A 24,703-nucleotide genomic window follows, 5' to 3' on the forward strand; every position below is an offset into this window, starting at 1 on the left:
TCTTGGGTCCGCTTCCGCGCGTTCGCACCGCAGCGCAGTTTTTGCTTCCTTTTTTCTGCGCCAGCAAAAAAGGAAGTCGCCGTAAAGGCGAAATAAACAAGTAAGGTGGACAGCCAAAAGCCCCGACGCGGATGCGCGGACAATTAACCGCGCACAACAAGGCCCGCCGCATGGCAATCCACCACAACCCCGACGCGGACGTGCGGACGGAACTTCGCGTTCCCATTTTTAAAAAACAAGACGGCGCGCCATGCCCAAGCATGGCGCGCCGTCTTGTCTCGGCATCGGGGCGGCGGGGCGTCCCGCCTGCTATTCGTACAGCTTGTCGAGCTCTTCGTAGACGTAGCGCATGTACATCATCTTGGGGGAGCCGCCCATGGCTACCGCCAGCAACCCCGCGTCGATGATCTCGTCCTTGGTCGCACCGCAGGTCACGGCGTTCTGCACGTGGAGCGAGATGCACATGTCGCACTGGGACAGGATGGAACAGGCGATCAGGATCAGGGACTGGTACTTGTCCTCGATGGCGCTGCCTTGTTTGATGGCCGCGGTGAACCCCTGATACGCCTTGAAGACGTTGCGGCGGTTCTTGTTCATCTGGCGGAAGAGTTCGGTCGCTTTTTCAGCGGGTTCCGGCATTGCGGTCTCCTTGGTAAGTAGAGTCCGGTCCAGGAGAACGTCTCCTGGACCGGGCCTATGAGAGGGAGAGAGTCCCGATTGGGTTGCTCATTGGGTACATTCAAAAAAACGGGCTGTAAAGCGGAAAAAAAGAGAAAAAAATGGGATTTTGATGAATTTTGTTACGGATTTTTTCAAATAAACAACCGATCCCGCGTCTTAGGGCGGGATCGGCCGATTCCACTTTCCCTTCGGAAAGGGGGGGGTCAGTCTTCCTTGCCGTGAACCAGAGTGTAGAGCGCCCCCTTGCTGTCCAGGAGTTCCTGGTATTCGCCCTGTTCCACGATGCGGCCGGCCTTGAGGACCACGACCTTGTCGTAATAGGGGAGCATGTCCAGGCGGTGGATGACCGCCAGGACCGTGGATTTGCCCTTCCAGTTGGTGGTCAGGATGTTCTGCACCCGGGCCTGGGACTTGTTGTCCAGGGCGGCCGTGGCCTCGTCCAGGATGAGCACGGGCGGGACCTTGAGGAAGGTCCGGGCCAGGGCCACCTTCTGGCGCTGGCCGCCGGACAGCCGGTCGCCCATGGAGCCCACCTGGAAGTTCATGCCCATCTCCACCACGGGTTCGAGTGCGCCCTGCATGATCAACGCCTGCATGATCCGGTGGTTCAGTTCCTCTTCGGCGCCCTGGGCGTCGGTGCGCACGCGGCCGAACAGGATGTTGTCCTGGATGTTCAGGGCATCGATGTACTTGTCATGGGTGAAGAAGGTAAAGGCGTCGGGGTATCGCTCGGTGACCAGGTCCATGAAATCCTGGCGCGAACGGACCACACGGTTGGCGAACCCTTTGTCCAGGATCACCTGCTTGTGGATGCCGGGGATGTAGCCCATGGCCAGCTTGATGATCAGTCCCTGTTCCTGCTCGGACAGGGGCTCGCCCGAATCCAGCCGGTTGGCGACCTTCTGGTAGTCGCCGTACTCGGCCTCGGGGATGGGGCTGTTGCGGAAGTCCTCGTGGGAGGGCTCCGGACCGAGCTCGTCCGTGACCACGCGGGCCAGGGTCTCGCCCAGGACGGTCAGGTGCGCGCTCAGCCCGTGGTTTTCGAGGAACGTCTGGAACTCGGGGTGGACGTGCAGGTGCTCCTGGTCGAACGGCTCCATGTTGGCCGCGCCGAAGGCGATGTTCTCGGCCACGGTCATGTACTGCGAGTAGGACTCCATGTCGAAGAACTCGATGTACTCGGCCACGTCCGCGTACATGCCCGCCTCGCCCTCCTGGAACTCCTTGCGCGAGGCCAGGATGGCCTCCTTGAGGGTCTGGTTGTCGGCCTCGGGGTCCAGGCGGGAGCGCAGGGCGAAGGCCAGCACGTCGGTGAACAGCCCCACCTGTTGGGTGATCTTGATCAGGTCGTCCAGGCTCGGCTCGTCGCCGCCCGGACAGTGCCCGCCCTGCATGGCCAGGGAGCGGCAGGAGTAGAGCAGGTTTTCCTTGACCGTGCCGTCGAAGATGAAGGGGTGTTGGGCGACCATGCCCAGATTGTACGAGATGTCCTGCTTGGTCAGTTCCGAGACCTCGCGGCCGCCGAGCAGGATGCTGCCGCCCGTGTACTTGTAGAGCTGGGCCACGCACAGGGCCAAGGTGGATTTGCCCGACCCGGAGAAGCCGACCAGGGCCACGTGTTCGCCGCCCTTGATCTTCAGGGAGATGCCGTCCAGCAGCCGGACGTTGCCGCCGACCACGAAGGACAGGTCGTGGATCTCCAGGTCGTTGTCCAGGTGGTAGGGGTCGCGCCCCTCGGTGACTTGCTTGAACTCGGGCGCGTGGTCGAAGGCGCGCATGATCTGCTTGTAGCGCACGGAGCTGTCCTGGTAGACCTGCCAGAACTCCATGAGCTCTTTCCACGGGTCGTAGAGCTTTTCGTAGGCGGACAGGAAGGCCACGATGGCGCCCACGTCGAACCGGCCCTGGATGGCGTACCAGCCGCCGATGAGGAAGAGCACGAACGGTCCCAGGCTCATGAAGAAGTTGTTCACGAACTTGATGCCGAACTTGATGCCGTTCTGCAGCACCGTGGCCTTGTAAAGCTTGTCCAGCACCCTGGAAAATCGTTGCTTTTCCAGTGGGATGGAAGCGTTCGAGTGGACTTCGTGCACGCCGGAGATGGCCTCGCCCACCAACCCGGAAAGCGCCTGGGTGTGCTTGATGCGGCGGCGGTTGGCCCGGCGGAAATATTTCTGGATGCGCGGCAGGATGAAGAGTTCTATAGGATAGATGGAGATGGAGATCAGCCCGATGGTCGGGTTGAGGTTGATCATGTATCCGGCCATGGCCAGGAAGGTCAGGACGTTGACCGCGGGCACGGCCACGGCCTGGCCGACGAACGTGGCTACCGGAATGAACTCGGTGATCAGGTAGGAGATGACGTTGCCGGGCGAGGTGCGGCGGTAGAACTGCACGGGCAGGGAGAGCAGATGCTCGTATAGCCGCTCGCGGATGTACTTGAGGGCCCGCTCCCCGATGTGCACCTGCATCAGGTTGATGACGAACTTGAGCACCCCGGCCAGGGTCACGGACCCGATGTACAGGGCGCTGTAGCGCCACAGGGCCGAGACATCCTTCATGCCGATGGCCTGGTTGATGATCCGTTTTTGCATCTCCAGCGGGATCACGCGCATGGCCACGGTGATCACGATGATGCCCACCACGATCAACTGCAGCGGCAGGCTCTTGTACAGGACCCAGGAATAGAGCGAGGTCTTGGTGATGCGTTTTTGTTCGTTCGGGTGCGGCATGGGCCATCCGTTTTTCGAGTTTGAAACATGTACGGTATAAACGGTCCCAACCGGTTTTCCAAGCATTATAATGGAAATGGAAGGGCGGGCGTTGGACATTTGCCCCCTATCTGTGGTCAAACTGCAAGTGCGGCGCACTGTCGGCAAGGCGTCCGGAAAAGCGTATGAAGATATCCCTCAGATTAAAATTCTTTGCGGTGCTCCTGGCCTTTAGCCTGGCGCCCATCTTCATCTCGCGCGGGATCATGGGCCGGGCCTCCGAGGACGTCATCAAGGAGACCGGAGACCAGACCCGGCGCGAGCTTTTGGACATCGTCTCCAACGAGTTCGAGTACACGGCCTCTTCCCTGCTCGCCCTGCTGGAGCGCAGCTCCGAGTCCATGCGGCTGGCCGCCATCGGCGTGGCCCACGAGGTGGACGGCGTCCTGAAAAAGACCCCGCCCGCCAAGGGGCCGGTGCCGTTCCTGTCCAACGACTTCGGCGATCCGGACCTGACCCCGCCCGACGCGGCCCGGCGGCAGGGCTACTCCCGGCGGACCATGGGCAACGGGCAGCAGCTCATCCAGGTCAGCTTCGACCACCCCACCTTTCATCTGCCCGCCGGCGTGGATGAGAGGGCCGTGGAGCCCGAGATGCGCCGCCTGCTCCAGGCCTCGGACGGCATCAAGACCATCTTCCAAAACCTGCCCGAGGCCCCGTTCTGGATCAACGTGACCTTGGAGTCGGGCGTGATGATGACCTATCCCGGACACGGCCGGTTGCCGCTCAGGTACGACGCCCGCCAACAGGAATGGTACAAGAAGATCCGGACGGCGGATTCCTTCCAGTGGTTTCACAGTGTGGACCCGGCCAGCCGCTTCATCGTCTCCAAGGTGGCCTTCCCCCTGCGGGGCGCGTCCGGCCGCTTCCGCGGGGCCGTGTCCATCGATATCCCGGCCCACTCCATGATGCCGGACGAGAAGCTCGAGGCCCGCTGGGGGGGCGAGGTGCGCACCTTCCTGGTGGAGCGCATCCCCGAGGGACAGCCCACGGACAAGGGGCTGCCCATCCTGGTCCAGTTGGAGCCCAACGAGCAGGGCCGCCGCCACTGGACGACCGCGGTGGAGCAGAAGAGGCTGACCTTTGACGAGCCCGTGGGCTATGAGATCCTGCTCCATGCCCTGGACACCCGCGAGACCGGCGTGGTGGACGTCTCCTTCGAGGGCAAGCCGTCCCTGTGCGCCTTCGCCTCCACCGCGAGCGTGTCGTTTCTGGTCATCGCGCCCAAGACCGTGGTCGCCAAGCTGCCCGACGAGGTCGGCTCCTCCCTGCAGAACCTGTTCACCGAAATGCGCGTCCTGTCCTCGGTCATCTCCGGGGTCATGCTGCTGATTACCGGGCTCATCGCCTGGTTCGGCTCGCGGGCCATCACCCGGCCTCTCTTCAGCATCGTCGAGGTGGCCCAGCGGCTGACCCAGGGCGATTTCAGCGCACACATCGACAACCGCACCGGGGACGAGCGCGACGACCTCATCCAGTCCATCAACGAGATGGGGCCCAAGCTCAAGGAACTCATGCACCTGAACCGGGACATGGAGGTGGCCCAGGAGGTCCAGCGGCTGCTGCTGCCCGGCGCGGAGCCGGATTTGTCCGGGTTCGACATCTCGGGCGGCATCCTCTATTGCGACAAGACCGGCGGCGACTACTACGATTTTCTGAAGGTCTGCCGAGGAGAGCCTCCCTGTCTGGCGGTGGTCGTGGGCGATGTGTCCGGCCACGGCATCCCTTCGGCCTTGGTCATGGCTGCGGCCAGGGGCCAGCTGCATACCCTGTCCGACATCGAGATGGCCCCGCACGAACGGATGGGCGCCATCAACCGGGTGCTCGCGCGCGACCTGGACGGCACCGGGCGGTTCCTGACCCTGTTCTATCTCCAGCTCAAGGCGGACTCGGGCCGGGTACTCTGGGTCCGGGCCGGGCACGATCCGGCCATCCGGTACAACCCCGACACGGCCGAGTTCGGCGAGCTGCACGGCGAGGGCCTCCCGCTGGGCGTGGTCGAGGACTATGCCTACGCGACCAACGAAGCCATGCTCGCGGAGGGCGAGATCCTGGTCATGGCCACGGATGGGGTGTGGGAAGCGCGCAATGCCGAGGGCGAAATGTTCGGCAAGAAGAGAATGCTTGCCATCATCCGGGAGAACGCCCATAAAAGTGCTGAGGGGATTCGCCTGGCCATGATGGCTGCGGTGGAGGCCTTTCAGGGCAACGGCCAGGAGGACGACATCGCCGTCGTCGTGGTCAAGAAGGGAACAGGCGGCACGGACATGGCTCGGCATTCCATCTCCTTTCGCATGACCAACAAGGAAAACTGCTTCAAGTGCTTCCAGCCCAAGGTGGAAGCCTTCGGCACGGCATACGGCCTGCACTCCAAGATCATCTTCCACCTCACCCTGGTCCTGGACGAGTTGATCACCAACATCATCTCCTACGGATACGCCGACTTCGACGAGCACCCCATCGACGTGACCATCGCGCTTCAGGGCGACCGGCTGACCATCCGCGTGGAGGACGATTCCGAGCCCTTCAACATTCTCGAGGCCCCGGAGCCCGAGCTGGACCTGCCCCTGGACGAACGCGCCAAGCCCGTGGGCGGCCTGGGCATCCACCTGATCAAGAACATGGTGCACGGCATCCATTACAAACGAGAAAACGGCAAGAACGTCCTGACCCTGCACAAGAACATCAGCAAGACCCACTGCCCGGTGCAGGGCTAGGGACCATACGGAGGGAGAGAATGGCATTGACTCAGATCGACGAAGGCGGGGTGGTCATCCTCGCCGTGGACGGCAACCTCGACGGCGAGGGCACCCAGGCCCTTGAGGAGAAGGTCCTGGGCCTGCTCGAAAACGGCACCACCAAGCTGTTGTTCGACTTTTCCGGCCTCGACTACATCAACAGCTCGGGGCTGCGCGTACTGGTCCTGGCCTACCAGCGCCTCAAGAAGAACTCCGGCACGGTGGCCATCTGCGGCGTCAAGGACTATATTCAGGAGGTCTTCGAAGTCTCCGGATACGACAAGATCTTTTCGCTCTACCCCTCCCGCGCCGACGCGCTGGGGGCGGTCTAGCGCGAGCGGCTCCCCGCCGCGGACCGTCCGCGACTCCGTCCGGGGGCTTTGGCCCCACGGCCGGGCGTGTGCGCGGCGGCGGATCAGGTGGAAGGCGCTGCCGTCCCTCCCGCTTCGCCGTTTCGCGGCAATGAAGAACGGTGACAATGGACCCTGCCGGGTTTCGGCGGGGTCTTTTTTTGGGTCGGCCGGACGAGGGGGACCGTGTGCCGGTCTCTCCATCGGGCGCGTCCCCCTTCGCCTATTCGGACTCGCGCTCGATTTCGAGGAGCCGCCGCTTCCGCTCCAGCCCCCAGCGGTAGCCCGCCAGCTCGCCGGACTTGCGCAGGACGCGGTGGCAGGGGACGGCCACGGCCAGGGGGTTGGCGGCGCAGGCCGCGGCCACGGCGCGGACGGCCCCGGGCGCGTCCAGGGCGCGGGCCACATCGCCGTAGGTCCGCGTCTCGCCCGCCGGGATGCGCATGAGCTCTTGCCAGACGCGCTGTTGGAAGGCGGTGCCCTGGATGTCCAGGGGCAGGTCCAGTCCCCGGTCCGGGCGGCGGACAAAGGCGGCCACCTCGGCGAGCAGGGGGGCGAGTTCACCCTGGGCGTCGTGCAGGTCGGCCTCGGGGAAGCGTTGGCGCAGGGCCTGGACCAGGGGCTCGCGGGCGTCGCCGAATTCGATGGCGCAGATGCCGAGGTCGGTGAACCCGGCCAGGACCACGCCGAGGAAGCAGTCGGCCGTGGCGTAGCGGATGGTCAACCCGCGCCCGCCCCTGCGGTACGTGGCGGGCGGCATGCCCAGGGCCTGGCCGGCGCGTTCGTAGAACCGGCTCGGCGCGCCGAAGCCCGCCGCGTATATGGCTTCGGTCACGGACACGCCCTTGGCCAGGGCCTCGCGGACCCGCCCGTCGCGCACGGCCAGGGCGTACTCCTTGGGCGTGATCCCGGTGCGGGTCTTGAACAGACGCTGGAAATGGGACGGACTCAGCCCCGCGCCGCGGGCCAGGTCTTCGAGGGACGGCGGCGCCGCGCCGTCGGCCAGGGACTGTTCGATGGTCCGGCAGGCGGCCGCCACGCGGGCGGAACGCGCGTCCAGGTGGTCCGGGGCGTCCGGGCGGCAGCGCTTGCACGGCCTGAAGCCCGCCTGCTCGGCGAGGGCCGGGGTGTCGAAGAAACGCACATTCTCGGGGTTGGGCGAGCGCGACGGGCAGCCGGGGCGGCAGTAGACGCCGGTGGTGCGTACCGCGTAGACGAACCCCGAGGCCGAGGCGTCCCGATTCAGGACCGCCCGGAGGCGGTCGTCATATGGCGATTGCTTGGAGGTCATGGGTCCAAGATACCCGCATGCGCCGGGCAAAACCATCCGTTTCTTGTGCTGCAATCCGGTTTTGCCGGGCGGCAACAAAAAACCCGCCCGTCCACGACGGACGGGCGGGCCTGTATGGCTGGTGAGGCTGGCCGTTAGAAGCTGTAGCCGAGCGCGGCGCGCATCTCCGCGGGGATGACGGCATCCTGGCCGGGCTCAAGGGCCTTCCAGGGAGCACCGGCTTCCTTGCGGGAGGCTTTCACTTCCTCGAGGTCGAACCCGTAGCGGGGCACGTCGAACTGCTGGCCGGGGTAGATCAGATCGGGATTCTTGATCTTGTCACGGTTGGCCTTGTAGATCAGGGGCCACATGAACGGATCGTTGTACACGTGCTTGTACTCGGAAATCCACCACAGGCATTCGCCCTTGGTCACGGTATGGGTCACGGGCAGCGCATCGTACTCAGCCTTGTACACGGCCATGGGATCGACCACGGGCGCGGGCGCGGGCTGTTCGACGATGACTTCCTTTTCTTCGACCACAACCACTTCGGGTTCGGTCTGGACTTTCTTGGAACAACCCCAGGCGAGCATGACGCACAGGGCGATTGCCAGTAAAATCAGCTTCTTCATTGACGGCCTCCTCAAATAAAGCTCGTTTCATAAGTTCCAGCGTAACGCTGGTTCATGTATGTATTCTATTTGCCCAATTATCAATAATTTTCTTTTCTTGCAACACCATTTTGCTAGCGGGGTTCTCCTTGATCGCCTCGTCCAAGGCATGGGCCGCCTCGTCCACCCAGCCGCCCAGGCGCAGGGACTGGCTGGCCAGGATGTACATCCGCTCGGGTTCGTGCCCGTAAATGGCGAAGACCAGCCCTTCGTACTCGTCCGCGAACACGGCCCGGACCAGCTCGTTCTGGGAGAAGATGTAGCGCGCCAGCAGCACGTTGTCGCTGTAGCGGTGCAGGTAGTAGGGGAGCAGTTGGCGGCACTTGGCGATGATGAACCGGATGCGGTCGATCTCGCGACGCATGGACTCCTCGGTCTGGTTGAGGACCTGGAAGAGCTGCCCGGTGACGTCCTTTTCCGAGGCGTTCAGGTCGCCCTCGTACAGGCGGTGGAACCAGGGTGCGTAGTTCTGTTTCTGGTAGGCGTCCTCCTTGAGTTTCAGGGTCTCGTGGAAAATGTAGCCCAGCGCCCAGTCCAGGAACTGCCCGCCCAGTTGGGCGTGGGGGTCGTTGCGGAAGACGTGGTGGGCCGTGTCCTTCATGCGCCACAAAAGCCCCTTGTTCATCTCGGTGCCGACCAGATCCTTGACCACGTCGAACTCGACAGTGCCGTCCTCGTCAAAGCGGATGAACTGCTTCTCCAACTGGTCGCAGGCCTGGCAGAAGAACTTGAACAGATCCCGGACGAACTCCGAGTGTTTGGCCTGTATCCATGCTTTCGACATTTTCTCGCGCTCCTTGGGGGTTAGGCGGGGAAGATGACGTCCACCCGCGCGCCGCCCTCTTCGGCGTTGCTCAAGGCCATCTCCGCGCCGTGGCTTTCGAAGATGGTCGAGACCAGGGCCAGTCCCAGGCCGGTCCCGGTGTCCTTGGTGGTGAAGAACGGGTCGCGCACCTGGTCCAGGTGTGCGGGGTCGAAGCCGGGCCCGGTGTCGACCAGAGTCACGTGCAACCCCTCTTCGCCCCGGGCCGCCCGGATGGACAACTCGCCCGGTCCGTTCATGGCCTGGAGGGAATTGGCCACCAGGTTGTAGAAGGCGCGGTAGAGCAGGTCCTTGTCGCCCTTGGTGGTCATGTCGCCTTCGAATTCGCGGTCCACGGTCACGCCGAGCTTCTCGCACTCGGGCTCCAGAAAGACGGCCACCTGGTCGAGGATGGACCGGATGTCCACGTCGTGCATGGCCGGTTTCTTGGGCCGGGCGTAGTCCAGAAACTCCGTGACCGTGCGCGACAGCCGCTTGGCCTCCTCGTGCAGGGCCTCGAGGATGCGCACGTTGGAGTTGTTCTCCTTCTTGGCCTTTTTCAGGATCAGCTCGGAACTGGAGCAGATGATCCCCAGCGGGTTGCGGATCTCGTGAGCCACGCCTGCGACCATGCGGCCCATGCCCGCCAGCTTTTCCTGCTGCTGGAGCTCGAAGATGAGCCGTTCCTTTTCGCGCAACTGCCTGTTGGACAGCCGTTCGGCCCGGCGCAGGACGGTCAGGACCAGGAAGAAGAGGACCAGGGAGGTGACCAGGGAGAAGGCGATGATCAGGCGCTCGAAGTTCAGCGTGGCCAGGTAGTCGGCGGTGATGTCCTGCTGGAATTCCAGGATACCCATGATCGGGTTGGCCTCCATGTCGGTCAGGCTGCGTTCGACCCGCAGGGGGTAATAGGCGCGCAGGACCATGGAGCCCGGGTCGAGGCTGACCCGGAACAGGGAGGCGATCTTGGAGACCTTGGACAGGATCTCCGCGCTGAAGTCCTCGGTTTCCCAGGTCTTGTTGACCATGTAATCGGCGTTGCCCTCGCTGCCCACCTCGTCCTTGTTCAGGGAATAGGTGATGTTCCCTTCGCGGTCGTAGATGCGCAGGGAGGACACGTGGAAGCTGTGGATGGTCGAGCGGACCACCTTGTCCATGGCGCCCGCCTGGTCCTCGTTGCGCAGCCGGATGGCCCCGAACTTCAACACCGTGGGGATGACGAAGCGGGTGAACAACTGGTGGCTGACGTTTTCGGCCAGGAGCAGGGCAAAGGCCTCCTGCTTTTCGAGCAGGGTCTGCTCCGCGTACTTGGAGATGAAGAGCGACAGCAGCAGGCTGAAACTCAGGATGATGACCAGCAGGGTCCAGGAAATGACCCGGACGAACTGGAGCGGGCTGCTGCCTTCCTCACGATTATTCGGCAATGACTCAGAACTCCCGTAAATCTCGTTGTGCGTTCAGGAAGGCGTTCAGGTCCGCCTTCTCGTCCTCGAGCCCGTCCGCGTCCATGCGCGCCTTGGCCAGCCGCTTGCCCAGCTCCACGGCGGGCTGGTCCAGGGGGTTGATGCCCATGAGCCAGCCGGTCAGGATGGTGGCCGCGCCGAGCAGCCCGATGAGCTTGCCCGCCTGTTTCGGCCCGTCCGCGCCCACCTGGATTTCCACCAGGGGCACGCCGTTTTTGGACAGGGCCATGCGTGTGCCCAGCCCCTCGGCCTGGATCAGCTCGCCGAAGGGTTTGCCCCGGACGTAGGCGAACTGGTCGGGCAGGTCGGCCGGGAAACTCGGCCCGGCGGGCAGGGTCGGGCAGGTCAGGAACAGGCACGCCTTGTTGCGCACGCCGTCCATGAACATCTGGTTCACCGAGTGCTGGTCGGTCACGCCCACGGCGGGCACGGGCTGGCTGCCCTTGCCTTCCTTGCCCAGCGATTCGGCCCACAACTGGGCGAACCAGTCCCCGAAGCTGGCCCACAAGGGGATATAGGCGAAAAAGATCATCTCCGTAAAGCCCTTGTCCATGAGCGCCGCGCCCCAGGCGGCCAGGCGAAATGCCTGGGTTCCGGCCAGGGTTTCGCCGCTCAGGGCCGGGTCGGCCAGGACGTCGGCTACCTCGCGCGCGCCGCTGAGGAGGGCGTCGATGTCCATGCCCAGGAACAGGGCCGGGACCAGGCCCACGGCGGAGAGCACGGAGTAGCGCCCGCCGAGATTGTCGGGCACGGGCAGGGCCTTGATGCCGTAGGCCTCGACCTCGCCGCGCAAAAAGCCCTGCTTCGCGTCGGTGACCAGGAGCATGTGCTTGGCCCACTTGTCGCCGAGCCGCTCCTTCATCCACTCCTTGATAATGAAATACTGGCCCACGGTCTCGATGGTCCCGCCGGACTTGGAAACCGTGACCACCACGGTCTTCTCCGGCGGGAGCTTTTCTATGTACGCATCCAGGGCGTACGCGTCCACGTTGTCCGCGATCCACAGGCTTCTGTTCGTGTGGCCGGGCCGGTCCTGGCTGGGATAGAAGGCCTTTTGCAGGGCGCGGGCGCCCAGGGCCGAGCCGCCGATGCCGAGCAGGAGCATGTGCTCGAAGCCTTCGAGGTAGCCCTTGAGCCCGGCAAGTTGTTCCCTCAGTTCGGCCGCGTAGGGCATGGTCAGGAAGGGCAGTCTGCCCGCCCCGGTTTCCTCGCGCAGGCGCGCGGCCATGTCCGCCGCCTTGTCTTCATAGGTCGCCATATCGAGTCGTTCGAGGTCCGCGTTGGTCCAGTCGAGAATGTCAGCCATCTTTTCCTCCTTATTGAGGTTTTGTCTTCACGGGCTCGCGCGCGGCGCGAACGGGTCTTGATGGTGCCGGATACCATACAGCACACGATGGGCGAGGGTACCATTATTTTGGGAAAAAGTAAGGGAGCGTCCCGGCCCGCTCAGGCGGGCGGAAGGGGATCGCTGACCTCGGCGAGCCGCCGCGCGTAGTGCTCCGTGTGCAGCGAGAGGTGCTCGTAGTAGTCCCCGACCAAGGATTCCAGGGTCAGGGACTTGCCCTCCGATGCCCACGCATTGCCCGCGGCCGTCTCCGGCGTGGTCGCGGCCAGGTGGAGCAGGAAGGCGTTGTATTGCCGCCAGAGTCCGGCGAGCGCGGCGAAGTCGAATCCATCGTATCCCTGGGCCTTGACCCAGGCTTCGGCCTCGTAGCCCGGAAAGGAGTCGAGGTCGCCCATCCGCAGGCGGGCGAACCGCTGGTGGTTGTTGGAGGCCGAATCCACCAGATGCCCGACGATCTCGGTCAAGGTCCAGGCGTCGGGCGCGGGCCGGATGTGCGCCACCTCCGGCGGGGTGGCCGATAGCAGCCGGTCAAAGGCCTCCACCTTGTCGCGCATGGCCTCGGGTTCGAACATCGTATCCTCCTAGCGTTTGCCGAAGAGCAGCCGTTGCAGCTCGGCCAGGGTCGGGGCCGTGCCCGAATGGCAGACCGGGCCGTGACCCAGCCGGCCAGCCTGCTTGAGGCGCACGTCGTGGGCGGCCACCGGGCGGACCTGTCCGTTCAGGTCGATCTCGCCCCAGAAGACCGAGGCCTCGGGCAGGGGCTGGTCGTAGAAGGACGACATGACCGCGGCGACCACGGCCAGGTCCAGGCCGGGGTCCCTGGAGGCCAGCCCGCCGGTGATCTTGGCGTAGATGTCGTGGCCGCTCAGGTTGAGCCGAAGGCGCTTTTCGAGCACGGCCAGGAGCAGGTTCAGCCGGTTGGTGTCGAAGCCGAGCGCCGTGCGTCTGGGGATGGTCAGGAAGGATTTGGAGACCAGGGCCTGGACCTCCACGGCAAAGGGCCGCTGCCCGTCCACCGCCAGCGCCATGGCCGTGCCCGACAGGGACGGGTCCCGCGCGCCCAGGAAAAAGGTCGCCGGGTCCTCGACCACCTCCAGCCCCTGCTCCTTCATGGTGAAGACGATCAGTTCGTCGCTCGGGCCGAAGCGGTTCTTGAGCACGCGCAGGATGCGCGAGAAATGCTTGCGGTCGCCCTCCAGGTACAGGACTGTGTCGACCATGTGTTCGAGCAGCTTGGGCCCGGCGATCTGGCCGTCCTTGGTCACATGGCCCACCAGGATGAGGGTGGTCCCGCATTTCTTGGTCTTCTCCACCAGTTCGCTGGACACGGCGCGCACCTGGCTGACCGAGCCGGGGATGCCCTCGGCCAGCGGCGAGGCCAGGGTCTGGACCGAGTCCACGATGAGCAGCTCCGGCGGATTGGGTCCCTCCAGAACGGCCAGTCCGTCCTCGACCTTGTTGGTGGCCATGGCCATCAGGCCGGGGCCGAGCAGCCCGAGCCTGCCCGCCCTGGACTTGAGCTGTGGCAGGGACTCCTCGCCGGACAGGTAAACCGCCGTGTGCCCGAGCCGCGCCTGGCTGCCCGCCAGCTGCAGGAGCAGGGTGGACTTGCCGATGCCGGGCTCGCCGCCCACCAGGATGGCCGCGCCCGGCACCAATCCTTCGCCGAGCAGGTCGTCCAGGGAGGGCAGCCCGGACGGCCGGGCCCCGAGGTGCTCGCTCTCCAGGTTCTCAAGGAGTTGGGGCGAGGACTGTGACGCGGCCGCGCCCACCGGGGCCGAGGTCTTCTTCGACACGGTCACGGCTTCGAGCGTGTTCCATTCCTTGCAGGACGGACACTGGCCCTGCCAGCGGGGGGACTGCGCGCCGCATGCGGCGCAACGGTAGGTTTCCTTTGTTTTCATTGCAGGAGTATCCCGCCATTTGCGGCCAAAAGTCCAGTCTGGAATGAAACTGCACAATTAATGCGTTGACGGCGGCCGAGTCGGGCTGTATCCCCATTGATCGGTGGATCAATATTCATGAACGGTATCAAATATTCCTTTTTGTCCGGGGCGCGGGACTCCATCCCCATCCTGCTCGGCATGGTGCCCTTCGGGCTCATCTGCGGCGCGGTCAGCGCGGGTGCGGGCATGTCCCTGTGGGGTGCGCTCGGTTTCACCTGGGCCATCAACGCGGGGGCCAGCCAACTGGCGGCCCTGCAACTCATGGAGCACCACGCCTCCCTGGCCGTGGTCGTGCTCACCGGGCTGATCATCAATCTGCGCTTCTTCATGTACTCGGCGTCCATCGCCCCGCACCTGAAGACCATGCCCCTGCCGGGCCGGGCCCTGCTCGGGTTCATCCTGTCGGACCAGGCCTACGCCCTGGCCATCGCCCGTTTCCATCGGGAGGACGGCGGGGAGGTCAACAAACCGTTCTACTTCTTTGGCGCGGCCATGGCCGTCTGGGTGTCCTATTCCATCGGGGCCGTCTTCGGCGCGTCGGTGGGTACCATAATCCCGCCGGCCTGGGACCTGGGCTTCGCCGTGCCCCTGACCTTCATCGCCGTGGTCGTGCCCGCCATCAAGGACCGGCCCGCAGGACTCGCCGCCCTGGCCGCCGGGCTGGTGGCCTATTTCGCGGACGGCCTGCCGTACAATCTCGGGCTCATGGCCGGGGCCGTGACCGGCATCCTGACCGGATACCTGGCCGAGAGGAGGCTTGCGCGTGACTGATTCGGAGTACTACTGGCTGGTCGCTCTGCTCCTGGGGCTGGGGACCTTCCTGATCCGCTTCTCCTTCATCCTTGTCGTGGACCGGGTGACCTTTCCCGAGGCCGTAGTGCGCATGCTCCGTTTCATCCCGGCTTCGGTCCTGCCCGCCATCATCGTGCCCGCGGTCCTGCTGCACGGCACCGACGGCGGGCCCGTCGGCCTGGCCCGGCCCGTGGCCGCCCTGGTCGCCGTGCTGGCGGCCCGGAAGACCCGCAACATCCTGGTGACCATCCTCAGCGGGATGGCGACGCTCTGGCTCCTGCGCGCCATACTGTAGCGGGGCGGTCCGCCTGGCGGCGGGCCTTGTTGCACGCGGGGGATTGTCCTCGTTTGCGCGACGCCGGTGTGGGGAACGTGCAGTCTATTTCCGGACCTCGGCATGGCCCGCCGCAGGAGCCCCCTACACCCCTTCGAGGTATTCGAACTTGCCGAGCAGGTCGGCTTCGAGCAAAGCCTGCTCGGCCGTGAGGGCGTCGGCGATGTCGGCGCGGGTGTGCATGGTCTGCATCTTGTACTTGTTGCCCAGCGCGCTGCCGTGCTCCTGCGCCGAGGTCAGGGATGCCGCGCCGGTGCGTTTCCTGTGGCGCACGGCCAGGTGGCCCTGGTAGACCGGGAACCGGCCCGCCTCGCACAGCCGCAGGTCGTGCTCCATGTCGTCGTACTGGGACGGGGAAAGTTGGATGGCGAAGTCGCCGGATTCGAGCAGGGTCCGGGTGCGGAACAGGTGGCAGCAGCCGGTGACCGACGCGCAGGGGCGCAGAAAATCGAATCCGCCGGTGTCGAGCGTCTGCACGTGCAGGTCCGTGAGCGAAAACGGATTGGGGGCCAGCCGGGTCAGGTCGGCCCGTTCCGTGGGGTCCATGGCCAGGTGGCTGTCCGCGCTCTGGATGCACAGCGGGTTGGCGTGGTCCACCACCTTGCAGCCCCATACGCCCGCCTCGGGATAGCGCTTGACCGCCGCGCCCAACCGGGCCAGCCAGTCGGGCGGCAGCTCCACGTCGTCGTCGAGATAGCAGCAGAAATCGTGCGCCTGCACCGCGTCCAGATGGAGCAGCCAGTTGCGCGCGGCGGCCGCTCCGATGTTCACCGGCAAGGAAACCACCGTGAACCGGTCCGCGCCGAGAACGTCTGCGAACCGCGCCCCCCGGCGGGCCAGGACCTCGGCGGTTCCGTCCGTGGACCCGTTATCCAGGACGAAGACCGAACAGCCGGTCAGGTCGGCGGCGAGCAGCGAGGCGAGGGTGGCGTCGAGTTCGTCCGCCTTGTTCCAGGAATAGAGCAGCACGGCGGTCCGGCCAGGCAGCGGGCAACGCTGAACGGCCACACCCGAGAGCGCGTCAAAGGCGCGCAGGACCAGACTCGCGTTCCACGGGGCTCGGCGGGCGGCGGCGAGCAGCGCTTCCGGGGGCGGAGTTCCCATGGGGGAAAACAGGGCTCGGGCGCGTGTCATGGCCACGCCGAGGACCGGGCGGACGGCCTCGGGCGCCACGGCCTCCAGGCAGGCGAAGACGAAGTCCGGGGCGTTTTCCACCGCGCCGACGGTTACGGCCTGCTCGCGCCAGAACAGGTTGCCGGGCTCGTCGCGCACGGCCCGGTCCAGGAAGGCGCGGATCCGACCGAAATCGCGGGCGGCCAGGATGTCGAGCAGCGGCGCGGCGTCGGCCGGACGCGTCCAATGGTCGGCCAGGATGCGCAGCCGGGCCAGGGTTTCGGGGGGCAGCAGGGCCACGGCAGATCCGGTGGCCAGCAGTTCGGCGGCCAGCCCGCCGTCCAGCGGATGGTCGGCGGCCAGGGTGTTCAGGGCGTCCCCGGCGATCTCGGCGAGGGCCCCCGCGAGGGTTTCCGCAAGCTCGGTCCGGCCCGCGCGCAGGCAGCGCCCGGCCACGTCGAGCAGGTGGGACCGGCCCGTGAACCCCAGGCGCAGCAGGGCCTTGAGGTCTTCGGGCAGGGCGCGCCAGAAGGCGGCCGGAGCGTCAGCGCGGCCCGTGCTCATGGGGATGTTCCTCCACATCCGCCGCAGCCTCGGCGGGCGGTTCGGGCACGGCCATGTCCTCAATGGGCAGGGGCTCGTACAGCCGCTCGCCCATGTACACGCGCATGAGGTTGCGCCCTTTGACCTCGGGCGTCAGCAGGGTGCGCACCACCCGGCGGCCCGCCAGGCCCAGGGCGAACCGCTTCGGCGGGTCCTCGGCCAGCAGGCGCATCTTTTCGGCCAGGCAGTCCGCGTCCTCGGACGCGCAGAGAAAGCCGTTCACGTTGTCGCGGACCACCTCGGGGATGCCGCCCACGCGGGTGCACACTGCGGGCAGGCCGAGGTCGAACCCTTCGAGCAGGGCGTTGGGCAGGCTCTCCTTGCGCGAGGAGATGACCTGGACGTCGGCGAAGCGCAGCTCGTCCAGGACCTCGGCGTGGGGAATCTCGCCCGCGTTGCGGTAGCGCTCGCGGACCACCGGGGTGAATATGTCGTCGAACTTGGCCAGCTTGTCGTCGGTCACGCCCACGCCCACGAACTCCAGGTCGCGCGCCCCGCCTTGGCAGAGGCGGTCGGCGGCCTTGAGAAAGACATCGAACCCCTTGATGTCCACGGAGTTGCCCACGTAGATGTAGCGCGTGCCCCGCTTCTTGCGCGGCCTGGGCTCGCCGAGATCCGGCCCGGCATAAGCGTTGTAGATCACGTTGAGGCGCTTGCCCCGCACCCAGTATTTGCGCATGACCTCGGCGCACTGGGCCGAGTTGGCGATGACCCCGTCGCTCAGCGCGGTCCATAGGAAGAACACGGCGTTGGGCTTGGAGATGACGCCCCGGTTGATGAACAGCCTGAACTTCGCGCCCATGAGCCGGGCCAGCACGCCCATCTTGTACGCCCGGTTGTGGAAGGTGTGGACCACGTCGATGCGCTTTTCCGCGATGAGCGCCTTGAGGAACTTCCCGGCCTGCACGTATTGGCTGAAGCCGTCGAAGTGGATGACCTCCACGTTTTCACCTTTCAGGGGGTCGAGAGCCCCGTTGATGGCCGTGTCCGGGGTGACCACCGCGTAGACCTTCAGCCCCATGTCCGCCATGGCCTTGATGTTGTTGACCATCTGGCGGCTGCCGCCGGACAGCTTGTTGGAGTCCGTGGCGTAGAGCACGGAGGATATCTCCGGCTTCTTGCGGTATTTCTTGAAAAATAACCTGGACGACGTGGTCCCCGCGTACATGCGCAGCCGGGCCTGGACCCACTTGCCGTCCTTCTTGGCGGACACCCCGAGCCTGTTGAGCCGGAAGGGATCGGTGCCCCGCGTGTTGGACCACCGCTCCAGGGTGAAGGCCCCCGCGTATCCGGCCGCCTTCAGTTCCTCTTCGGCCACCGGGTCGAATTGGCCCCAGGGCCAGCAGAAGAGCTGCTCGTCCAGGCCGTTCAGTTCGCGCATGCGCTTGATGCTGCGGCGAAAGTCCCGGCGGCAGAAGGCCCGGCGTTCCGCCTCGCTCCGTTTGACGAAGCGCGGCTCGCCCCGGCCCTCGAACACGGGCCAGAAACCGTCATGGACGTATCCGCTGCCCGCCTTGAAGGTCGGCCAGCCGTCCTGGTGGCCGGGGTAGACGGCCCAGCCGCCCCAGTGGGCTCCCGGGTCCCCGAGCGGGGCGAGCGGGATGAGGTTGGTGAACGCGGCCTGGTGGCGGCAGCCGTGGGAGAAGACCTCCATGCCCTTGTCGAGCATGGCCCGGATCTCGCCTTCATTAATGAATTGGGAGAAGTCGCCGTCGATAAAGGCGGCCCGGAATACCTCGCGCATGTGCCGCATCGCGGGCGCGGTCTCGGGCGTGCGCACCCCGCCGGGCACGGTAAAGTCCGTGAGGGCGAAGAAGGTCCCGGTCATGTTCCGTTTTTCCAGCTCCGGAACCACGGTGATCCAGTTGGACACGTGGCCGTCGTCGAAGGTCAGGACCAGGGATTTCTTCGGCGGCTTCATCTCCCCTCGCGTCACGGCCAGCAGGTCGCGGGCCGAGATGGTCCGCCAACCCGCGTCGGTCATGGCGTCGAGGTGCTCGCGAAACATTTCGGGCGTGTGCCCGTTCACGTCGGACACGTTGTGGTAGCAGAGGACGGGTATGGATATGCTCATCGTTTTTTCTCGTTTGCGTTCAAGCTTCCGAGAAGTAGCAGATGGGCGGGACCTGAGCAAGAAAGGATGGAGGAAGCCCCGCGCCCCCGGTCCGGGCCCGGTATGCGGGCAAGTGCGCGAACCCCTTGTAAACTCTTCGAGATACCGCTAATAGAAGTGACCATGACGGCCAGAACAGTCCTTTTCATCGCGGAACCGCAGTCCGTGACCGCCATCTTTCCCACCTTGCAGAAGGCCGGATTGCAGGCGGGGTTGGCCGACAACCTCAACGGTGCGCTGGGGTTCATCAAGAAATCCAGGCCCTGTCTGGTGTTCTGTCGTCCGCGACTGCAGGGATTCGACGCCAGGGCGTTCCTCGCCAAGGGGGCCGAGACCCCCGGGTTCCCGCCCGTGATCATCTTCTCGGCCTCGGGCAACGCCGAGCAGGCCACGGAATTCCTTGAACTCGGGGCGCGCGACTACTGGATCGAGCCCCTGGCCTGGGAAAAGATCCAACTGGTCCTGCCCGAGGACGAACCCGAGTCGGAACCCGAACCCGCCCCCTGTCCGCCCAAGGTCCAGTCCGTGCCCGCGGGCAGCGGCTCGCACCAGGGCAGGTTCCAGATCATCGGCCGCCACACCGCCGTGCTGCGCGTGCTCGCCCTGGCCAAACAAGTGGCCGGGTCCAAGGCGACCGTGCTCATCTCCGGCGAGTCCGGCACCGGCAAGGAGATGTTCGCCCGCTATCTGCATCACAACTCCGACCGCGCGGACAAGCCGTTCGTGGCCATCAACTGCGCGGCCCTGCCCGAGCACCTGCTGGAGAGCGAGCTCTTCGGGCACGAAAAGGGCGCCTTCACCGGGGCCATCCAGCGCAAGCTCGGCAAGTTCGAGCTGGCCGACGGCGGGACCATCCTGCTCGACGAGATCACCGAGATGGACTTGGGCCTCCAGGCCAAGCTGCTACGCGTCCTGCAGGAATCCGAGTTCGACCGCGTGGGCGGCGTGGACACGGTCAAGGTCGACATCCGCGTCCTGGCCACCACCAACCGGCGCATCGAGGACACGGTCAAGGAAGGCAAGTTCCGCCAGGACCTTTACTACCGGCTGAACGTCATCCCACTGGTCCTGCCCGCCCTCAAGGACCGGGGCGACGACGTGCTCCTGCTGGCCGAATATTTCACCAACAAGTTCACCGCGGCCTACGGGCTCGGCAGGCTCGCCTTCACGGACGAGGCAAAGAAGTGGCTTATGGACTACGATTGGCCCGGCAACGTGCGCGAGTTGCAGAACCTCATGGAGCGGGCCGTGCTCCTGGCGGGCCAGGGGCCCATCCGGCCTCGCCATTTTCTCATGGGCGACGAGCAGTGGACCCCGGACGACCTGTCCGCCATCGACGCGGACCAGCAGGCCGCCTGCGAGGGCGCGCCCCCGTCCACCCCGGACGAGGCCGTGTCGGTCATGCCCCTGCACGAAATGGAGAAGCGGCTTATCCTCAAAAGCCTGGAAGAGACCACCGGCAACCGTACCCGCGCGGCCGAGCTGCTCGGCATCTCCGTGCGCACCCTGCGCAACAAGCTCAACGAATACAAGAAACAGGGCCTGGACGTGTAGCCTTACCTGGCCGGGGCGTAGAGACAGTCCTGGCTGAGGATGTCCATGGGCGTGTAGGTCACCTCCGGGATGGTCCCGCCGTCGGCCAGCCGGGTCAGGTACCGGTAGGCCAGCCGCCCCATCTCCTCAAAGTCCAGCCCGATATTCACGTGGCTCAGCCGCTTGGCGAAAAGCTCGCGCTGCCTGGCGTGGGCCCCGGCAAAGACCAGGACCTTGCCGCCCGTGCTGAGGTTGCGCCGGTAGCGCCGGACCAGGGCCGCGTAGCCGTCGGCCATCTGCGCCCACCAGCCCACGGAGACGATGACGTCCACCGTGGGGTCGTCGAGCAGGGCCTCCAACTGGTTGAGGGCCTGGGCGTAGTTGTCCCGGCACGGGATGGGCGACTGCGGGAGCAGGGTCCACACCGAACCGGGCGTGCCGAACCCGAACTGCTCGCGCACCCCTCGGATGCGGTCGTTCAGGTTGGTGTCGTTCAGCCCGCCGGTCATGATCGCCACCATGCCGCCCTGTGGCCGGATGCGCTGCGTCTGCCGGGCCAGCACCCGGCCCAACTCCACGTTGTCCGTGCCGATGTAGCCCGCGCGCAGGGAGTGATACGGCTTCGTGAAATCCGAATCGAAGGTGACCACGGGGATGCCGGCGGCGTGCACGGCTTTGAAGGCGTTCTCGGCCAGGAACCGGCTGTGCAGGACCGAGACGGCCAGCCCGTCGGGATTCCGGCGCAACACCTCGCGGATGGCTTCGTCCTGGATGCGGAAATGGGCCTTGCCCTTGCCGCCGGTCAGGAGCATCCGATCGCCGTTGGCCTCGGCTTCGCTCCTGGCCGCGTTGTAGACCCGGATGAAATTCCCGTCCGCTTCCGATTTGGCCACGATGACGAAGAGGCGGCCCTTGCCCAGGCACGATCCGTCCGTCCCCAGGATCGTTCCGAGGATGAGACAGGCCGCCAGCAGGACAAGGCGGCGATGGGCCATCGGTTTGCTGGACATGAGCCCGGATTAACCCCTTGAATATGCGATGCACATTATTTTTCGCAGGGCGCAGGCCTCTCTCCGCTTCGAGGCGGGGGCCTGCCGGGAAGGCCGATGCGGGGAGTGGGCTACCGGAGCAGTAGCTGCTGCCCCTTGGAGAAGCACCGCTTCCTGACCAGGTTGGTGACGATCAGGGCCCCCACGGCGGTGGACGCCACCAACATGAGCATGACCACGATCTGGTAGCGGATGGCGGTGAGCGGATCGGTGCCGGACAGGATCTGGCCGGTCATCATGCCGGGCAGGGAGACCAACCCCACGGCCATGAGGGAGTTGATGGACGGGATCATGCCCGCGCGGATCGCCCCGGCCATGATTTCGCGCGAGGCCTCGCGGTAGTCCGCGCCGAGGGCGAGCCTCATTTCGACTTCGCTCCGGCGGGCCTTGAGGTCCGAGAAGAGGCGGTCCAGGCAGATGGAGATGGCGGTCATGGAGTTGCCCACGATCATGCCGGCCAAGGGGATGAAATACTGCGGCGTCCACCACGGCCGGGCGCCCACGATGACCCCGGTGACCACCATGGTGACCAGGGAGTAGGACACGAGCATGGACAGGAAGGTGGGGATCACGAAGGGGATGGCCCGCTCCTTGACCCGTCCCCGAATGATGTGCACGGCGGCGGCGACCATGAATGCGTACAGGAGCAGGACCAGCCAGGAGATGCGCACCTCGAAGACGAATTTGAGGACGTAGCCCATGAGGAAGAGTTGGGCGAAGGTGCGCACCGTACCCACGGCCAGGTCGCGGCCCAGGCCGAGCTTCTGGACGAAGGAGGTCGCCCCGGCCAGGAGCACGAAGCCGAGGCACAGCGCCAGTTGCAGCGGGCCTATTTCGATGATGTGCGGGGTCATGAAAGGACCAGCCTCCGGTCTTCCAAGCTGATGAAATGGGTCACGCCCTCGGGCACGGTCTCGGAGTGGGAGATCATGACCACGGTGACGCCGTCCCCGGCCAACCCTCGGGTGCGGTCCAGGACCACCCCGGCCGAATGGGCGTCCAGGGAGGCGGTGGGCTCGTCCAGGAGGATCACCTCGGGCGAGAGGAGCAGGGAGCGGGTCAGGCAGATCCGCTGGGCCTGGCCCACGGAGAGCTTGTCCGCCCGTGATTCCAGGGTCACGCCCTCCAGCAGGAAGGCCGAGAGCTGGGCGGCCATCTCTTCGTCCGGGGGCGGGGGCAGTTTCGCGTTGGCCTTGAACGAGAAGGGCAGGAGCAGGTTGTCGCGCACCGTGCCGGGCAGGAGCGTGGGCAGTTGCTGCACGTAGGCCACGCGCCGGCGCAGCTCGGCCGGAGGGATGTCGCGGATGGGCGTGCCCCGGAAGGAGATGGTCCCGGCCTGGACCTCCTCCAGGCGGCAGAGGAGGCGCAGCAGGGTGGACTTGCCCGCGCCGGACGGGCCGCGCAGCAAATGGTAGCCGCCGGGCTCGATCGTGAGCGAGGCGTCCTTGAGGATGGTCGGGCCGTCAGGGTAGGCGAAGGAGATCCGGTCAAGGGCAAGGGACACGGACTATTCCGCCTTCCCGTCGAGAAAATCCAGGAAGCGCAGGGCGGCCTCCATGGCCGGGTTGAGCTCCAAGGCGCGTTGCAGGTTCTCCCTGCATTCGGCCTCGTCGCCGCGCTCGAAGTAGGCCCTGGCGATGTTGTAGAACAGATTTTCGTCGTCCTCGGAGATGGCCAGCGCGCGGGCGTAGTACTCCACGGCCTGGTCCGTGAGCCCGGACTTGCGCAGGTTGATGCCGAACTCGTTGAACAGGTGCTTGTGCTCCGGGGAGAAGGCCGCGTCCAGGGCGACCACGCGCTTGAAGATGTCCCCGGCCTTGTCCGCGTCGCCCCGGGCCATGTAGGTCAGCCCCAAGCCGAAGTTGGCCCGGACGTTCTTCTCGTCCAGCCCCAGGGCGGATTCGAATTCGAACTGGGCGGAGTAGAGGGCCCCCTGGCCGCGCTGCCCCTCGGCCCGCACGAGGGTGTCCCTGAGCTCGCACATGCGCGGGAAGACCTCGGCCTGGTAGAATTCGATCTCCGGGCTGAACCGGGAGAGGAAATCGGGCAGGGGGACGGCCTTCTTGGGGCCGGTGGGGACATTGTGGCTGTTCAGGGGCCGGACCTGTATGATGCGGGTGCCGTCGGCGTCGGGCTCGCCTTCTTCGGCGAACCAGTAGGCCTTCTGCACGGCCTTGCGCTGAGTGGTGCCGGTGCCCACCTGGGACACGGACTGGGTGGAGAACGCGCCGGAGATCTTCTCCACGCGGACGTCGGCGGGGATCCCGGCGCGCTTGGGGCCGCCCTTCGCGCGGGCGTCTTTCTTGCGGGCCGGGCCCAAGGTCAGGGTTTCGTCTAGGTTCACGGCATAGCCTCGAGTTCTCGAAAATGGGGCGAAAAAAAAAGATACACTCGGCCCATTCGGATGGCAACCGGTCTAACGGTTGAGTTGGATGGTTTCGCCAAATGGTGACAATCGCCCGTATATCCGCTACAGGCAAGGGCGACGGACCGTCCCCAACGCCTCTGTCAGCATCGGAAGAGTCCCTGCGCCAGCATTTGTGCCATCGACAACGGAGAAAAACACATGAGTACTATCGGGAAAAGGATTCGCGCCTATCGTGAGAAGCAGAATCTGAGCATCGAGGATCTGTCCAACAGAACCACCCTGTCCGAGGACTTCATCCGTGCCGTGGAAGAGGAGGACATGTATCCTTCCCTTCGGCCTTTGGTAAAGCTGGCCCGAGCCCTAGGCGTACGCTTGGGAACCTTTCTGGACGACCAGGTTTCGAGCGACCCGCTGATCACCCGCCTGGCCGAGCGCGAGGAGGAGCTGATCATGCACCCGGACGGCAAGGAGACCGGGCTGATCTTCCATTCCCTGGGCAAGGGCAAGACCGACCGCCATATGGAGCCGTTCTTCGTCGAGCTCATGCCCGAGTCGTGCAAGGACGATTCCCTGTCCTCCCACGAGGGCGAGGAGTTCATTGTGGTTCATGCCGGCAAGGTGCGGGTGCGCTACGGCCAGGAGGAGCAGATCCTCAAGCCCGGCGACTCCATCTATTTCAACTCCATCGTGCCCCACAACGTGGCCTGCGGCGGAGCGGAAAAGGCCGAGATCTACGCCGTCCTGTACTTCCCGGAATAAGG

The 24,703-nt window shown here is 65.4% G+C and carries 21 protein-coding genes; 6 read left to right on the forward strand and 15 right to left on the reverse strand.

What is annotated here, in order from left to right:
- Window positions 1–309 precede the first annotated feature (309 nt).
- On the reverse strand, window positions 310–639 hold the full coding sequence (locus V8V93_RS04810; protein WP_338669227.1) for a carboxymuconolactone decarboxylase family protein: 330 nt from the start codon (window positions 637–639) through the stop codon (window positions 310–312).
- A 245-nt stretch (window positions 640–884) separates the two neighbouring features.
- On the reverse strand, window positions 885–3,413 hold the full coding sequence (locus V8V93_RS04815) for an ABC transporter transmembrane domain-containing protein (RefSeq protein WP_338669228.1): 2,529 nt from the start codon (window positions 3,411–3,413) through the stop codon (window positions 885–887).
- 164 nt (window positions 3,414–3,577) lie between these two features.
- Between V8V93_RS04815 and V8V93_RS04820 the strand changes: the two genes are divergently transcribed.
- Both V8V93_RS04820 and V8V93_RS04825 read left to right on the forward strand, forming a co-directional pair.
- On the forward strand, window positions 3,578–6,169 hold the full coding sequence (locus V8V93_RS04820) for a SpoIIE family protein phosphatase (RefSeq protein ID WP_338669229.1): 2,592 nt from the start codon (window positions 3,578–3,580) through the stop codon (window positions 6,167–6,169).
- A gap of 20 nt (window positions 6,170–6,189) precedes the next feature.
- Window positions 6,190–6,522: an STAS domain-containing protein gene (locus V8V93_RS04825; RefSeq protein ID WP_338669230.1), complete on the forward strand. Its 333-nt coding sequence runs from the start codon at window positions 6,190–6,192 to the stop codon at window positions 6,520–6,522.
- Between the two features lie 241 nt (window positions 6,523–6,763).
- On the opposite strand, the gene ada is transcribed toward V8V93_RS04825, so the two are convergent.
- From ada to radA, 7 genes are all read right to left on the reverse strand, one after another.
- Entirely contained in the window at window positions 6,764–7,831 is a 1,068-nt protein-coding gene (gene ada / locus V8V93_RS04830) for a bifunctional DNA-binding transcriptional regulator/O6-methylguanine-DNA methyltransferase Ada (protein WP_338669231.1), read from the reverse strand.
- Window positions 7,832–7,965: 134 nt separating this feature from the next.
- A complete protein-coding gene (locus tag V8V93_RS04835; RefSeq protein WP_338669232.1) occupies window positions 7,966–8,442 on the reverse strand; it encodes a LysM peptidoglycan-binding domain-containing protein in 477 nt (158 codons plus the stop codon).
- A 52-nt stretch (window positions 8,443–8,494) separates the two neighbouring features.
- The gene (locus tag V8V93_RS04840; RefSeq protein WP_338669233.1) at window positions 8,495–9,265 is read right to left on the reverse strand and encodes a hypothetical protein; all 771 of its coding nucleotides are present in this window, start codon (window positions 9,263–9,265) and stop codon (window positions 8,495–8,497) included.
- Between the two features lie 20 nt (window positions 9,266–9,285).
- Complete coding sequence (locus tag V8V93_RS04845; protein WP_338669234.1) at window positions 9,286–10,707, reverse strand: sensor histidine kinase; 1,422 nt, start codon at window positions 10,705–10,707, stop codon at window positions 9,286–9,288.
- A 4-nt stretch (window positions 10,708–10,711) separates the two neighbouring features.
- Window positions 10,712–12,052, reverse strand: a complete 1,341-nt coding sequence (locus V8V93_RS04850; RefSeq protein ID WP_338669235.1) for a glucose-6-phosphate isomerase — start codon at window positions 12,050–12,052, stop codon at window positions 10,712–10,714.
- 140 nt (window positions 12,053–12,192) lie between these two features.
- Window positions 12,193–12,663 carry a DinB family protein gene (locus V8V93_RS04855; protein WP_338669236.1) on the reverse strand — a complete coding sequence of 157 codons (471 nt, stop codon included), beginning with the start codon at window positions 12,661–12,663 and terminating at the stop codon, window positions 12,193–12,195.
- A gap of 9 nt (window positions 12,664–12,672) precedes the next feature.
- Window positions 12,673–13,995 (reverse strand): DNA repair protein RadA, encoded by a 1,323-nt coding sequence (radA, locus tag V8V93_RS04860; protein WP_338669237.1) that lies wholly within the window; start codon window positions 13,993–13,995, stop codon window positions 12,673–12,675.
- Between the two features lie 117 nt (window positions 13,996–14,112).
- Here radA and V8V93_RS04865 point away from each other — a divergent pair, with 117 nt between their 5' ends.
- Entirely contained in the window at window positions 14,113–14,808 is a 696-nt protein-coding gene (locus V8V93_RS04865) for an AzlC family ABC transporter permease (protein WP_338669238.1), read from the forward strand.
- Window positions 14,801–15,124, forward strand: coding sequence for an AzlD domain-containing protein (locus tag V8V93_RS04870; RefSeq protein WP_338669239.1), 324 nt, complete (start codon window positions 14,801–14,803; stop codon window positions 15,122–15,124). The genes V8V93_RS04865 and V8V93_RS04870 overlap by 8 nt, the downstream gene beginning before the upstream one ends.
- A 123-nt stretch (window positions 15,125–15,247) precedes the next feature.
- Here V8V93_RS04870 and V8V93_RS04875 read toward each other — a convergent pair whose 3' ends face one another.
- Both V8V93_RS04875 and V8V93_RS04880 read right to left on the reverse strand, forming a co-directional pair.
- Window positions 15,248–16,840: a glycosyltransferase family A protein gene (locus V8V93_RS04875; protein WP_338669240.1), complete on the reverse strand. Its 1,593-nt coding sequence runs from the start codon at window positions 16,838–16,840 to the stop codon at window positions 15,248–15,250.
- Window positions 16,821–18,953, reverse strand: coding sequence for a glycosyltransferase (locus V8V93_RS04880; protein ID WP_338669241.1), 2,133 nt, complete (start codon window positions 18,951–18,953; stop codon window positions 16,821–16,823). The genes V8V93_RS04875 and V8V93_RS04880 overlap by 20 nt, the downstream gene beginning before the upstream one ends.
- A gap of 162 nt (window positions 18,954–19,115) precedes the next feature.
- Here V8V93_RS04880 and V8V93_RS04885 point away from each other — a divergent pair, with 162 nt between their 5' ends.
- The gene (locus V8V93_RS04885; protein ID WP_338669242.1) at window positions 19,116–20,546 is read left to right on the forward strand and encodes a sigma-54 dependent transcriptional regulator; all 1,431 of its coding nucleotides are present in this window, start codon (window positions 19,116–19,118) and stop codon (window positions 20,544–20,546) included.
- 2 nt (window positions 20,547–20,548) lie between these two features.
- Here V8V93_RS04885 and V8V93_RS04890 read toward each other — a convergent pair whose 3' ends face one another.
- The 4 genes from V8V93_RS04890 to V8V93_RS04905 all read right to left on the reverse strand — a co-directional run bounded on the left by V8V93_RS04890 (window position 20,549) and on the right by V8V93_RS04905 (window position 23,918).
- A complete protein-coding gene (locus V8V93_RS04890; RefSeq protein WP_338669243.1) occupies window positions 20,549–21,535 on the reverse strand; it encodes a substrate-binding domain-containing protein in 987 nt (328 codons plus the stop codon).
- Window positions 21,536–21,645: 110 nt separating this feature from the next.
- Complete coding sequence (locus V8V93_RS04895) at window positions 21,646–22,428, reverse strand: ABC transporter permease (RefSeq protein WP_338669244.1); 783 nt, start codon at window positions 22,426–22,428, stop codon at window positions 21,646–21,648.
- On the reverse strand, window positions 22,425–23,078 hold the full coding sequence (locus tag V8V93_RS04900; RefSeq protein ID WP_338669245.1) for an ABC transporter ATP-binding protein: 654 nt from the start codon (window positions 23,076–23,078) through the stop codon (window positions 22,425–22,427). The genes V8V93_RS04895 and V8V93_RS04900 overlap by 4 nt, the downstream gene beginning before the upstream one ends.
- A gap of 3 nt (window positions 23,079–23,081) precedes the next feature.
- Window positions 23,082–23,918, reverse strand: coding sequence for a tetratricopeptide repeat protein (locus tag V8V93_RS04905; RefSeq protein ID WP_338669246.1), 837 nt, complete (start codon window positions 23,916–23,918; stop codon window positions 23,082–23,084).
- 222 nt (window positions 23,919–24,140) lie between these two features.
- Between V8V93_RS04905 and V8V93_RS04910 the strand changes: the two genes are divergently transcribed.
- The gene (locus tag V8V93_RS04910) at window positions 24,141–24,701 is read left to right on the forward strand and encodes a helix-turn-helix domain-containing protein (RefSeq protein ID WP_338669247.1); all 561 of its coding nucleotides are present in this window, start codon (window positions 24,141–24,143) and stop codon (window positions 24,699–24,701) included.
- Window positions 24,702–24,703 lie beyond the last annotated feature (2 nt).

The sequence above is a fragment of the Pseudodesulfovibrio sp. 5S69 genome (assembly GCF_037094465.1).
Lineage (GTDB): Bacteria > Desulfobacterota > Desulfovibrionia > Desulfovibrionales > Desulfovibrionaceae > Pseudodesulfovibrio > Pseudodesulfovibrio methanolicus.